Source organism: Streptomyces sp. NPDC001514, assembly GCF_053597075.1.
Genome location: NZ_JBSFHO010000012.1, coordinates 51222 through 64017, shown reverse-complemented (window position 1 = coordinate 64017; position 12796 = coordinate 51222). Strand labels below are relative to the sequence as shown.

Below are 12796 nucleotides of genomic sequence, written 5' to 3'. Positions count from 1 at the left end.
CACGTTTGCGGCGGCTTCGCGCGCACGCTCGGGCGCTCTCCGCCCGGCATTCACGGACATACACCCGTTTACGCCGTACGCGCGTCCGCCGAATGAGGGTCAATGACGCTTCTTACGTCAACCAGGCGCTTACGAACGAGGCCTTGCGGCAATACGTAACGGTATGTCGAGCCGCAGCCAGGAGGCTGGAGCATGAGCATCTGGTGGTCTCTCCATTTGCGGCGCGAGGCTGCGAGCGTCCCGCTCGCCCGTCGCCTTCTCCTCGGCACGATGGAGACCGCGGGCGTCGACCCCGACATCTCCTACGACCTCTCGGTCGCGCTGAGCGAGGCGTGTGCCAATGCCGTTGAGCACGGTGGGGACGCGGGGCCCGGCGGTCCGTCGGAGGCGTACCGCGTGACGGCGTATCTGGACGGCGAGAAGTGCTGTATCGAAGTGGCGGACTCCGGTCCCGGCTTCCCCGACCGCTGTTCCGCAGCCCCCCTCGCCCCTCTCGCTCCTGTCGCCCCCTCCCCGTCCCTCTCCGCGGAGCACGGCCGCGGACTCTGTCTGATCGAGCAGCTCGCCGACCACGTCCACTTCCGGAACCGGCCGGGGCACGGCGCGGTGGTGAGCTTCGACAAGATCCTGAAATGGCGGGAGGACGCCCTGCTCAGAGTCAACTGAGCCGGACGCCCTCCCTCCTGTACGGCTGTGCGGCAGCCTGCCCCGGCCGTACGGCCTCGGCTCAGCCCTTGAGCTGCGCCATCCAGGTCTCCACCTCGTCGGCCTGCCGCGGAAGCGACGCCGAGAGGTTGCGGTTGCCGTCCTCCGTGACGAGGATGTCGTCCTCGATCCGGACGCCGATGCCGCGGTACTCGGCGGGCACGGTCAGGTCGTCGGCCTGGAAGTACAGCCCCGGCTCGACGGTCAGACACATGCCCGGCTCCAGGACCGTGTCCACGTACGTCTCGGTCCGCGCGGCCGCGCAGTCGTGCACGTCCATGCCGAGCATGTGGCCGGTGCCGTGCAGGGTCCAGCGGCGCTGCAGGCCGAGCTCCAGCACCTTCTCCACGTCCAGGTCCCCGAGCAGGCCCCACTCGACCAGCTTGGTGGCGAGGACGCGCTGTGCCGCGTCGTGGAAGTCGCGGTAGGCGGCGCCCGGCTTCACCGCGGCGATCCCGGCCTCCTGGGCCTCGTACACCGCGTCGTAGATCTTGCGCTGCAGCTCGCTGAAGCGGCCGTTGATCGGCAGGGTGCGGGTGACGTCCGCCGTGTAGAGCTCGGTGGTCTCGACGCCGGCGTCGAGCAGGAGCAGCTCGCCGGGGCGCACCGCGCCGTCGTTGCGCACCCAGTGCAGGGTGGTGGCGTGCGGTCCGGCCGCGCAGATCGAGCCGTAGCCGATGTCGTTGCCGTCGACGCGGGCGCGCAGGAAGAACGTGCCCTCGATGTAGCGCTCGCTGGTGGCCTCGGCCTTGTCGAGGACTCGTACGACATCCTCGAAGCCGCGGGCGGTGGAGTCGCAGGCCTTCTGCAGCTCGGAGATCTCGAACTCGTCCTTCACGAGGCGGGCCTCGGAGAGGAAGACGCGCAGCTCCTCGTCGCGCTCGGCGGTGACCTTGTCGGTCAGGGCCGCCTCGATGGTGGCGTCGTGGCCGCGGACGTTACGGACCGGGCCGGTCGCCTCGCGCAGCTGCTCCGGCAGCTCGCGGACGTCCTTCGCCGGGAGGCCGAGCAGCTGCTCCGCCTCGCCGAGCGAGTGCCGGCGGCCGACCCACAGCTCACCCTGGCCGTCCAGCCAGAACTCCCCGTTCTCACGGTTCGAGCGGGGCAGCAGATAGATCGTCGCCTTGTGGCCGTCACCCTTGGGCTCCAGGACCAGGACGCCGTCCTGGGTCTGGTCACCGGTGAGGTACGCGTACTCGGTGGAGGCGCGGAAGGCGTACTCGGTGTCGTTGGAGCGGGTCTTCAGCCTGCCCGCGGGGATGACGAGACGCTCGCCCGGGAAGCGGGCGGAGAGCGCGGCGCGGCGGCGCGCGGTGTGCGCGGCCTGTGCGATCGGCTCCAGGCCGTGCAGCTCGGTGTCGGCCCAGCCGGACTTCATGTTCTCCGCGAGCTCGTCGGACACTCCCGGGTACAGCCCGTTCTTCCGCTGCTTGATCGGCTGCTCTTCAGTCTCTTCCGGGGTCTCCGGGTTGAGCTCTTCGGCCACGGGTCCGCCTCCTTGTTGGTACGACACTGAACCCTCACCCATCGTACGGTCGTGCGTAAGGGGGCCCAGGGCCCTTGGACCCATGGCGCGCATCACTGATCCACGCGCTGCCGGCGCGTGGTGCGCATCACTCGAACCGGGCCGCCAGCATCACCACGTCCTCGTCGTCCTCGTCGCCGTCCGCGCCGGTACCGAGTCCCTCGGGCAGTACGGTCCGCAGCACATGGTCGACGATCGCCGCCGGGTCGTCGCGCGCGCCCTTCGGGACGCTCGCCGCCGCCGTGTGCAGCCGTGCGAACGCCCGGTCCATGGGGTCGCCGGTGCGTCGCAGCAGTCCGTCGGTGTAGAGCAGCACCGTTTCTCCGGGCCCTGGCGAGAACTCCACGCTCGGCGCCTCCCAGCAGGCCAGCATCCCCAGCGGCGCCGACAGCGAGGTCTCGACGAACTCGGTCCGCCGCTCCCCGGTGATCAGCGGCGGGGTGTGCCCGGCCCCGGCGAGGACGACCTTCCTCAGCGCCGGCTCGCAGTACGCGAACAGCGCGGTCGCCGAACGGGCCGGTTCCGTCAGCCGCAGCAGCAGCTCCAGATCGGACAGTACGGCGACGGGGTCCTCGCCCTCCATCACCGCGTACGCCCGCAGGCTCGCCCGCAGCCGCCCCATCGCGGCCAGGGCGCTCGGCCCCGAACCGGAGACCGAGCCGACGGCGAGCCCCAGCGCGCCGTCGGGCAGCGGCAGCGCGTCGTACCACTCGCCGCCGCCGCGCGGTCCGCCGAGATGGCGGGCGGCGAGGCGGACCCCGGGCACCCGGGGCAGCCGGCTGGGCAGCAGTTCCTCGGCGATGGTCGCCATCCGCGCACGCGCCCGCTCGAGCTCGAGGAGACGGGCCAGATGCTCGGTGGCGTACCGCCCGTAGAGGCCGACGAGATGGCGCTGGCGCTCGACCGGTTCGGCGGGCTCGTCGTAGAACCAGACGGCGACGCCGAGCCTTCCCGCCTCGGCGGTGGCGAGCGGCAGGGCGTAGCTGGCCGCGTAGCCGAGACGGACGGCGACTTCGCGGAGGCGCGGGTCGAGGCCCTCGTCGCGGAACAGATCGGCCTGGGCCACCGGGCCGGCGACGCTTGTGGGGGCTCCGTCGAGGATCCGGCCGTAGGGGGTGGCGCTGCGCGGGACGGTCTCGATGTGGCCGAGGTCGGCGTGGGCGAGGCCGAGGCCGAGGGTGGTGGCCGGGCCGCGGCCGTCGGGTGGTTCGAGGACGACCATGCCGCGGCGGGCGCCGACCAGGGCGGCGCCCGCGCGCAGGAGTTCATGGAGTGCGTCGTCGCGCGTGCTCGTTCTGGCCAGGCGCTCGGTGAGTTCGTGGAGAGTCGTGAGGTCGGAGACCCAGCCGGCCAGCCGGTCCTGGATCAGCGCGCCGGGGGCGGCCGTCGGGGCAGGGGTGGGGGCGGGGGCGGCTGCGAGGGCCGCGGCAGTGTGCGCGGAAGCGGGAACCGCTGAATCGATTCCGGCCACTTTCGGCAGGTGAGGGGCGCTCATGGCAGCCGACTTTCCGACTGGTGCGTTTCGGCCAATAGCATCGCAAACCCCCATGTCATTCTGCGCAGCTATCAATGGATCCACATCTACACGCACACGTGAGGGGATGTCCAGCATTGTCCTGGCGGAATTGCTGGTGTCCACGGGGTGTTCGGAGGGTCGCTAACTTGGCCAAAAAATGCCCCCCATGGCATCTATTTGCGGTCGACTGAGGGAGTTCGAGAGGGGTACCTCCCGGGGCGAAGATCCAAAGTCCGAAGTCCCAGGAGGAGCGTCATCCCGAACGTGATGGGTACGTAAACGGTGATGGCCAGGGGCAGTTGGGACAGCTCCGGAACCTGGCGGGGAGCCCGGGCGTCTTAACGGCCGAGGCCGCCGCGCCCCATCCCGAGTGGCGGGAACAGCGGGACCAGTTCAGCGGGACAGCAAAGCGCCATGCACGCGCCACCCCTCGCCACGCGTTTAATGGACACAGCCCACGATCGTTCGGCCCCCGGGGTGCTGGTTGCCGCGGTTGACCAGGGGGCGCCCATGCCCATGGCACGCCCATGGCGAGGGGCGGTGATGTGCAGGGCTGCACGATGCACGCAGTAACGCCTGCAGCGATGTCTGCAGTGATGCACGCGCACGAAGCGCCTTGCACGAAGCGCCTTGCACGAAGCACCTGGCACGACGCGCCATGCGCGAGGCGTGAAGCGCGAAAGCGGAGCACGAAGCGATGCGCGCGCACGATGCACGCAGTGGTACGTCAGCAGTACGCACGGTGAAGTGATGCACACATGGTGTGATGTGGCCCTCGGCGTTCAACGGAAAGGAACGAGCGCTCATGCGCGAGATCCCCGGAAGGCGACGCAGGCTCCGGTTCCGGCACAAGGGGACGCCTGCCCAGCTCGATGCGGCGCTCACCTGCGCCACGGCATGGCACTGGCCCGTGCTTCCCGGTGTGGGGCTCGGTCCGGCCGCGCGCGATGACCGCGGCCGCGGCTGCGCCTGCCCCGACCCCGAGTGCGTCGTCCCCGGCGCGCACCCCTTCGATCCCGGAATCCTCGCGGCGACCACCGACGAGCGCATGGTGCGCTGGTGGTGGACCAACCGCCCCACGGCCCCGATCGTGCTGGCGACGGGAGGCCGGGCACCGTGCGCCGTGAGCCTGCCCGCGGTGGCGGGGGCGCGGGCGCTCGCCGAACTCGACCGCATGGGTATGCGGCTCGGCCCGGTCGTGGCGACCCCGACCCGCTGGTCGCTGCTGGTCGCTCCGTACTCGATGGAACAGCTGGGCGAACTGCTGTACGCCAAGGACTGGGTGCCGAGTTCGCTCCGCTTCCACGGCGAGGGCGGCTATCTGGTGCTACCCCCGTCGGAGGCCGGTACGGGACAGGTCCGCTGGGAGCGTGCGCCGCTGCCCGGCTCGGCATCGCCCTGGCTGCCGGATGTGGAGGCCGTCGTCGATGCGCTCGTCGAGGCGAGCGTCAGCGCGCCGGCAGGGGGATTCACCCCGCCCGAGGCCGGGGACGGCACCAGGCTCACGTACTGAACCCGGGCTCGGCCCACGTACTCAACGGGCTCGGCCGACGTACTGAACGGGCTCGGCTCACTCGTACGGGTGTGAGCTGAGCCCACTTGTCCGGGAATTGGGCGCGCGGAGCCCCGGGCGCCCTCGTGCCGTCGATATCTTCGGCCCACCGATGTACGTCACGTGTCACGCCGCACGCGTGACCGGACCGTCACACGTCCCCGCGCCGGCAGGTGGGCCGCCATGAACATCCGCATGACCGGACTCGTGCTCGTGGTCGTCTGCGCCGCCCTGCTGCCGGTCTCCGCCTCTGCGGGGCCGGCCCGTACACCGGGACCTGAAGCGTGGACCGTGGAGAGGTCCGTCGAGAGGTCCGTATCGGAGAATGACAAGAGGGCCGGTCGGCGCGGAATTCTGGCCGAAATCGATGCGGCCGTGTCACCCGGGCGCGCGCGGACCAGCGAACGTTGCGGCCCGGAACTCACCTCCCCCGACGGTGTCGAGGCCCAGACGTGCGTCCTGACCGAGGGCGCGGACACGTGGGCGCGTACGTACTACCGCAACGCGACGGGTGAACGGCTGAGCTCCGTGCTGAGCCTCATGGCCCCCGGAGGCAGGACCGTACAGACCCATTGCGATGTCGAAGCGGACGACGAGCCCGCGGCCTGTGAAACACCGCGTGAGAAGGTGCGGGGTGAAGCGGACGCGTATGCGGCGGTTGCGGAGTTCGCGAGTTCATGATCTCGGAGAAGGGCCGCTGTTGCTGCGTTCGGGGAGCAACTCCCCAGCTGCTACGGGAAGTTGATGCCCGGCTGTGCGGCGTGCCGTAATACGGAAATAGCAACGCCCGGTCGCTGGCGACGGGGGATGCACCAGCGACCGGGCTTCCAGAACGGTAACAAGAGATCTGCCGTTCGCAAATTCGATCTCGGGTATTCGGACAAGGAATTACCGGTCCGCGTGGCACTTGTGACCGGAATCACCTGTCGGGCGACAGAAATCGTCACTGTGCCCATCCGGACCGTCAGCTGAGGGTCACCTCCGGACCGTCAGCCGACGGTCGCCTCCGGGCTGTCAGCTGAGGGTCACCTGGCGGTTGGTGAGACCGCCGCGCGCCCGGCGCTCGTCCGCGGTGAGCGGGGTGTCGACGGCGAGCGCCGCCGCCAGCCGCTCGGCGAACTCCGCGGCCGGCTTCTCGCACTCCTCGGCGCCCATGGCGCGGGGCAGGTCCCAGACCGGGACCATGAGCCCGTGCGCCCGGAACGAGCCGACCAGTCGGGTGCCTTCGCCGAGGCTCGACGTCCCGGCGGCGTGCAGCCGGGCGAGCGCGTCGAGGAGCTGCTCCTCGGGGTGCGGCATGACCCAGCGCAGATGGTTCTTCTCCGGGGTCTCGCACCAGTACGCCGCGTCCACGCCGGTCAGCCTGACGGTCGGGATCGCGGCGGCGTTGGCGCGCTCCAGCGATGCGGCGACCTCCGGGCTCGCGTTCTCCGCGGAGTCCGGGATCCAGAACTCGAAGCCCGAGTGGATGACCGGCTCGAACGGTGTGGCCGGGTCGAGCAGATCCTGCAGCCGCGGTCCCTCCGCGGTCACGCGCGCGGCGGAGACCGGGCTGCCGGGCTTCGCGACGAGCGCGCGGGTCAGCGTGTCGGCGATGTCCCGGCTCAGATCGCCGGAGGTCGTGTCGTTCTGCAGGGCGAGCAGTACGGCGCCGCTGTCGCGGCGCAGCGCGGGCCATGCCATCGGGAGGACGGTCGCGAGCGTCACCGACGGAACGTCGTCGGGCAGGCCGTCCTTCAGGGTCAGTTCGACGGTCGCGGCGGGGACCAGTTCGCGCAGGGCGACCCAGTCGCACTCGTTGGGGAGCCCTTCGAAGGGGCGCTGGACCCGCTCGGTGGCTGCGTGCGCGGCGGCCCGGCCGTGGCAGGCCTTGTAGCGACGACCCGAACCGCACGGGCAGGGCTCGCGGGCACCGACGACAGGGATCTCCCCGTCGGCGGTCTGCGGCTTGACGGCCTTCGTCTGGGGGCGCTTCTTGGCCATGGTGTGGCTCTCTCCCGAGGACTGCGGTGCTGTGTGGTGCCTGTGTCTCGGGCGCGAGCCTAGCCGTTACGGCGCGTATGCCGGCCGCGACGTGTCTGGCGATGTCGTCCTGCGCGTCGCGGTAGGCGTGGTCGTGCGCGTCGTCCTAGGCATCCCCGTACGTGTCCTCGTACGCGTCCACGAAGTCGAACCCGGTACCGGGGCCGGAGCCGGTGACGCGCGTAGCGAAATCGTCGCGGCGGTGCCCTTCGGTAACAAGCACCCACACGGTGACCTCACCCGTTGCGCTGTCCCGTACGCCCCAGTCCTGGGCGAGCGCACTGATGATGTTGAGCCCACGGCCGCCGCGCGCGGTGACCGAGGGCGTGGCCGGAACCGGTCGGGTCGGACCACCTCCGTCCGTCACCTCGACGGTCAGCCTGCCCGTGTTGTCGACGCGCCACGCGGCGCGGATGGCGCCGTCCCCGATCTCGGCGTGGCCCAGCGGTCTGCCGTGCCGGCAGGCGTTGCTGAGCAGTTCGGAAAGGATAAGAACAGCATCGTCCACGACCGATTCGGACACCCCGCTGCGTCGCAGCTGCTCACGCATCCGGTGCCTCGCCTCACCCACGCCCGCAGGGCCATGGGGTACGGCCATGCTCGACGACGTGGGCACCTCCTGTGCCACCACCAACGCCACCCCCGAGACCTCCTTTGCCCCACGCCACGGTTTGGATGCCCCAATGGACTGGACCGGAAACCGGCCAATCCGTGTCTGGTGACGCACTCGTAACGATCGAACACGGTCCGAACGCGCCGGTGCACTCCCTGTAGTGACTCCGGGCGACTCGGGTGAGGCGGGGCTCGGCTCCGGGCTCGGGGCTCGGGGCTGGGCTCGGGTCCGGGCTCCGGGCTCGCGTACGGGTGGCCGGCTAACCGCGGCCCAGTTGGGCCAGAACCTGCTTCGGGCGGTTGGTGATGATCGCCTCGACGCCGAGGCCGACGCACAGATCGACATCCTCCGGCTCGTTCACGGTCCATACGTGCACGCGGTGGCCCGCCGCCTGCAGGCGCTCGATGTACGCGGGGTGATTGCGTACGAGCCGGATCCCCGGCCCCGCGATACGGGAGCCCGCCGGCAGCCGCCCGTCGCGCATGCGGAGCGGGAGGAACTGCATCAGATACACGGTCGGGATGGTCGGCGCCGCGGCCGCGATCCGCTGCAGCGAGCGCGCGGAGAAGCTCATGACGCGCACGGACGACTCGGCGGGTGTCGCGGGGGCGTCGAGGCCGAAGCGCTTCAGCAACTGGAGGAGCCGCTCCTCGACCTGGCCCGCCCAGCGGGTGGGGTGCTTGGTCTCGATGGCCAGGTCGATCGGCCGTCCGGCGTCGGCCACCAGTTCCAGGAGCCGTTCCAGGGTCAGTACGGACGTGAACTGGCGATCGCCCCAGTCCGGGCTCTCCTCGCTGTCCTTCCACGAGCCGAAGTCGAGTGCGGCGAGTTTCGAGAGCTCCAGGGCGGAGACGGCGCCACGGCCGTTGGAGGTGCGGTCGACGCGGCGGTCGTGGACACAGACCAGATGACCGTCGGCGGTGAGCCGCACGTCGCATTCGAGGGCGTCGGCCCCGTCCTCGATGGCCCTCACATAGGCCGCCAGCGTGTGTTCGGGGGCGGCCTCCGAGGCGCCTCGGTGAGCGACGACCTGGATCGGGAGTTGTGTCACCGCGTCATGGTGTCATCGTCGGAACGGGGACGTCGATCACGTGTCCGTAATGTCCGGGGTAAAGGATGGGGCGGATACGCACAGGTCCTGCTTACAGTGGCCTGACAGCCGGTGGGAAAAGCTGGGCACCGCGTACCGACAGCGGAATCGCGGATTCGCGGAATCGAGGAGAGAGCTGTGAGCACCGAGAACGAGGGCAACGAGGGCACTCCGGGTCAGGGCGCCCCGTCCGTACCTCCCGTGCCACCTCCTGTGCCGGCGGCCGCTTCCGAAGCCGAGTCGGCGCAGGCTGCGCATGCGGCGCATGCGACGCGGACCGCGCATGAGGCGCAGGCCGCGCAGGCCGCACACGCCGCGCCTGAGTCTGCCGCCAGTGCGGAGGCGCCGACACAGCAGGTACCGCCGGTGCCCACGTCCTCACCGACCGTGACGCAGCATGCCGGGACCGGCTGGCCGCCGCCCCCGCCGCCCGTATCCCCCTGGGGAGCCCCCGTACCGCCGGCCGGCCCTGCGGCCGCCCCGCGCAAGCGTTCCGGCGGTCTCATCGCCACCGTGCTCGCCGCTGCGCTCGTCGCGGGCGGCGTCGGCGGCGGCATCGGCTACTGGGCGGCCGAGCGCGCCGACCACGGCGGCATCTCGACGACCGTCTCCTCCGGTCAAGCACCCGCCGACTTCAAGCGTGAGCCGGGCACGGTTGCCGCGGTCGCGAACAAGGCGCTGCCGAGCGTCGCCACCATCGAGGCGAAGTCCGGCGGCGCCGAGGGCGAGGGCGGCACGGGCACCGGCTTCGTGTACGACAAGGAAGGCCACATCCTCACCAACAACCACGTGGTGGAGTCCGCGGCCGACGGCGGCACGCTCTCCGTGATCTTCCCCAACGGCAAGACGTACGACGCCGAGGTCGTCGGTCGTGCCCAGGGCTACGACGTCGCCGTACTGAAGCTGAAGAACGCCCCCGCCGGACTGACCCCGCTGCCGCTCGGCAACTCCGACCGGGTGGCTGTCGGAGACTCGACGATCGCGATCGGTGCGCCCTTCGGCCTCTCCAACACGGTCACGACGGGCATCATCAGCGCCAAGAACCGCCCGGTCGCCTCGGGCGACGGCTCCAGCGGCAAGAACTCGTACATGAGCGCCCTGCAGACCGACGCCTCGATCAACCCCGGCAACTCCGGCGGCCCGCTGCTCGACGCCAGCGGCGCGGTGATCGGCATCAACTCCGCGATCCAGTCCGCGGGCAACGGCATGGGCCAGGCCCAGGCCGGCTCCATCGGCCTCGGCTTCGCCATCCCGATCAACCAGGCCAGGAACGTGGCCGAGCAGCTCATCAAGACCGGCGAGCCCGTCTACCCGGTGATCGGCGCCACCGTGAACATGTCGGACCAGGGCCCCGGCGCCACCATCGCCACCCAGGGCACCGGCGGCACCCCCGCGGTCACCCCCGACGGCCCCGCCGCCAAGGCCGGCCTCAAGGCGGGCGACGTCATCACCAAGTTCAACGGCAAGCCCATCGACAGCGGCCCGACCCTGATCAGCGAGATCTGGAACCACAAGCCGGGCGACAAGGTCACCATCACCTACGAACGCGGCGGCAAGGAGTCCACGGTCGAGGTCACCCTGGGCCAGCGCAAGGGCGACAGCTGACGGGCTAGGCTGTGCACGCGCACGTCACCCGTGATCGATCCGGGACGGCGGCGCGAGGTGGGTTGCCCGAGCGGCCTAAGGGAACGGTCTTGAAAACCGTCGTGGCGGCGACGTCACCGTGGGTTCAAATCCCACACCCACCGCCTGTGGCTCATAAGGCCAGGTGAGAAGGGGTGTCCGGATCCTCCGGGCACCCCTTCTCGTATGCGAACTGAGCAGCGGGATGGCGCGGTTCGGATCCCCGGCCAGGTGGTGAGCGCCAGCGAGGCATCGTGCTCAGCAGCCACCCGTGGGACATGGCGGCGGGCGTGGCCGGGCCGCTCTGCCTGCTCCAGCCGCCGGACGTGGCGATGACCCCAGCCGCGCTGTTCTCGCATCTGGGCAGCGAAAGCCGGGAGCCGCAAGCCTGCGCCTCGGCTCCGTCAACGATGGGGCGGCTATCGGCTCACTCCAGGACGGCGAGGTGGTCGGCGGCGCCCCCGCGCCACTCGATCAGGAAGAGGGTCGCGTCGTCACTGGTGCTCCCGCCCCGTTCCTGCTTCAGGGCGTGGGAGAGGGAGCGCACCACCGCCCGCACTCCCTCCTCTGCCTGCTCGATGCGGTTGACCCAGTGGATGAGTTGTTCCTCGCCGAACTGCTCTTCGCCGGCTTCGTGCTCCTCGATCAGGCCGTCGGTGAAGCACAGCACCCGGTCGCCGCGTTGGAGTACCTGCTCGCTGACTTGGGGCTCTTCACCTCCGAAGCCGACCGGGAAGGTGGTAGGGCCCTCCAGCTGCCGCAGTACCTGGCGGTTGCGGATCAGTAGCGGGGCGGGGTGGCCCGCGTTGACCCACTGCAGGTGGCCCGTTGCGATGTTCAGGCGCATCATCTGCGCGGTGACGAAGTGTTCGGGCCCGAACTGCTCGTCGATGGCCCGGTCCATGAACGCGTAGATCTCGGACAGGCCGATGCCGGCACGTCTGGAGTGCCGGTAGGCGCCGATGGCGACGGTGGCCATCGTGGCGGCGTTCAGGCCGTGGCCCATCGCATCAACCACGGCCACGTGCAGGATGTCGTCGTTGAGTGCGTAGTCGAAGCTGTCGCCGGCGACGTTGTAGGCGGGCTCCAGGATTCCGGCCACCGCGACCTGCGGGACGGACATCGCCAGCGGCGGTAGCAGGGACCACTGGATCTCCGCGGCCACGCTCATGGGTTCGCGGCGCCGGGTGAGGAAGAACTGGTCGGTGTAGCTGTGCTTGGTGACCAGCATGTCGGCGATCAGGCCGGCCAGCCTGCGCAGCAGGCGCCGGTCGTCGTCATCGAGGGTCTCCAGGGTGAGGGCCAACACTCCCACCTGGTCGCTGCCGTCCAGCAGCGGCAGATACATCCGGACGCCGTCGGCCTGCGGTACCTCGACAGGGGTCGCGTACAGGAAGGCCGTGCCGGCGTGGGAGTCACCGATCGGCTCGGGCTCACCGACGGTCAGCCCCCTGCCCGGCAGCGGCACGAGCAGGAGCTGTGCGTAGTCCTGCAGGAGGATCGAGATGTCACGGCCACCGACCCTGGCCACCTCTTCCGCGATCAGCGGGGCGATCAGCTGCGGCGGCATCTCGTGTGCCCGGTCCAGCAGCACCCCCAGCAGCCGCTCACCGAACCCTTCCGACCGGTCCACCGCGCCCTTGCGGGACTGCTGATCACCCTCCGCCATAGCCGTGCCCTTTCACCCGCCAGCCTGATTTCACCCTCACCTGCTGAGCCGGCTGTCCCCAACGAGTCGGTCACCGCGCAGCCTGGTGCCGGCTTCGGTGGCTTGCTCGGCCGCCATACGCACCGCGACTCGCTCGTTCCCTGCCGTTGCGCCCACAGTGCGCAACGACCCCGGTGTATACACACCGGGGCCGCCCTTCCAGGTCGGTTGCACGTGAGAGTGCACCGGCCCACTCACCATGCTATGCCTGTGCTGCCTTTCCGGCAGAAGTGATTCTTTGGGTGATGCGGCTTGGTCGGAAAGGGCTCAACGTCAGCTGTGTTCCTCCTCTTCGGCCTCCATGAGCCGGATTCCGTGATGCGTTTCCTTCTGCCCCGTTCGAGCGTGATGAGCCCCTCCCCACCAGAAATGTGCCGGGCACGCCTTCCCGCGCGGCACCGACGGCGCGGGAGATTCCACTGCCCATCGCCGACGAAGAATC

At 70.3% G+C, this 12796-nt stretch carries 9 protein-coding genes, 1 tRNA gene and 1 pseudogene; 5 read left to right on the top strand and 6 right to left on the bottom strand.

The features are described from left to right. The first annotated feature begins 192 nt into the window (after positions 1–192). Positions 193–666: an ATP-binding protein gene (locus ACWCXB_RS15185; RefSeq protein WP_450722877.1), complete on the top strand. Its 474-nt coding sequence runs from the start codon at positions 193–195 to the stop codon at positions 664–666. A 61-nt stretch (positions 667–727) separates the two neighbouring features. Here ACWCXB_RS15185 and ACWCXB_RS15180 read toward each other — a convergent pair whose 3' ends face one another. Together ACWCXB_RS15180 and ACWCXB_RS15175 are read right to left on the bottom strand one after the other, a co-directional pair. Further along, positions 728–2191 (bottom strand): aminopeptidase P family protein, encoded by a 1464-nt coding sequence (locus ACWCXB_RS15180; RefSeq protein WP_450722875.1) that lies wholly within the window; start codon positions 2189–2191, stop codon positions 728–730. Positions 2192–2318: 127 nt separating this feature from the next. After that, complete coding sequence (locus ACWCXB_RS15175) at positions 2319–3842, bottom strand: PP2C family protein-serine/threonine phosphatase (protein WP_450723085.1); 1524 nt, start codon at positions 3840–3842, stop codon at positions 2319–2321. Between the two features lie 709 nt (positions 3843–4551). Here ACWCXB_RS15175 and ACWCXB_RS15170 point away from each other — a divergent pair. Both ACWCXB_RS15170 and ACWCXB_RS15165 read left to right on the top strand, forming a co-directional pair. Continuing rightward, the gene (locus tag ACWCXB_RS15170; protein WP_450722873.1) at positions 4552–5259 is read left to right on the top strand and encodes a bifunctional DNA primase/polymerase; all 708 of its coding nucleotides are present in this window, start codon (positions 4552–4554) and stop codon (positions 5257–5259) included. A 222-nt stretch (positions 5260–5481) separates the two neighbouring features. Then, positions 5482–6043 (top strand): annotated as a pseudogene (locus ACWCXB_RS15165) (hypothetical protein). A gap of 269 nt (positions 6044–6312) precedes the next feature. Here the strand turns inward: ACWCXB_RS15165 and ACWCXB_RS15160 are convergent. From ACWCXB_RS15160 to ACWCXB_RS15150, 3 genes are all read right to left on the bottom strand, one after another. Further along, the gene (locus ACWCXB_RS15160) at positions 6313–7281 is read right to left on the bottom strand and encodes a DUF5926 family protein (protein WP_450722871.1); all 969 of its coding nucleotides are present in this window, start codon (positions 7279–7281) and stop codon (positions 6313–6315) included. Positions 7282–7426: 145 nt separating this feature from the next. Beyond that, complete coding sequence (locus ACWCXB_RS15155) at positions 7427–8047, bottom strand: ATP-binding protein (RefSeq protein ID WP_450722869.1); 621 nt, start codon at positions 8045–8047, stop codon at positions 7427–7429. A gap of 145 nt (positions 8048–8192) precedes the next feature. Beyond that, a complete protein-coding gene (locus ACWCXB_RS15150; RefSeq protein WP_450722867.1) occupies positions 8193–8984 on the bottom strand; it encodes a glycerophosphodiester phosphodiesterase in 792 nt (263 codons plus the stop codon). A gap of 177 nt (positions 8985–9161) precedes the next feature. Between ACWCXB_RS15150 and ACWCXB_RS15145 the strand changes: the two genes are divergently transcribed. Continuing rightward, positions 9162–10628 (top strand): S1C family serine protease, encoded by a 1467-nt coding sequence (locus ACWCXB_RS15145; protein ID WP_450722865.1) that lies wholly within the window; start codon positions 9162–9164, stop codon positions 10626–10628. Between the two features lie 56 nt (positions 10629–10684). Beyond that, positions 10685–10771: transfer RNA gene (locus ACWCXB_RS15140), tRNA-Ser, on the top strand. Between the two features lie 302 nt (positions 10772–11073). Here ACWCXB_RS15140 and ACWCXB_RS15135 read toward each other — a convergent pair. Next, positions 11074–12315 (bottom strand): PP2C family protein-serine/threonine phosphatase, encoded by a 1242-nt coding sequence (locus tag ACWCXB_RS15135; protein WP_450722863.1) that lies wholly within the window; start codon positions 12313–12315, stop codon positions 11074–11076. Positions 12316–12796 lie beyond the last annotated feature (481 nt).

Excerpts from the sequence above, each read along its gene's own strand:
- ACWCXB_RS15185 (WP_450722877.1), top strand. The coding sequence starts at position 193 with ATGAGCATCTGGTGGTCTCTCCATTTGCGGCGCGAGGCTGCGAGCGTC.
- ACWCXB_RS15135 (WP_450722863.1), bottom strand. The coding sequence starts at position 12,315 with ATGGCGGAGGGTGATCAGCAGTCCCGCAAGGGCGCGGTGGACCGGTCG.
- ACWCXB_RS15160 (WP_450722871.1), bottom strand. The coding sequence starts at position 7,281 with ATGGCCAAGAAGCGCCCCCAGACGAAGGCCGTCAAGCCGCAGACCGCC.
- ACWCXB_RS15175 (WP_450723085.1), bottom strand. The coding sequence starts at position 3,842 with ATGCTGGACATCCCCTCACGTGTGCGTGTAGATGTGGATCCATTGATA.
- ACWCXB_RS15170 (WP_450722873.1), top strand. The coding sequence starts at position 4,552 with ATGCGCGAGATCCCCGGAAGGCGACGCAGGCTCCGGTTCCGGCACAAG.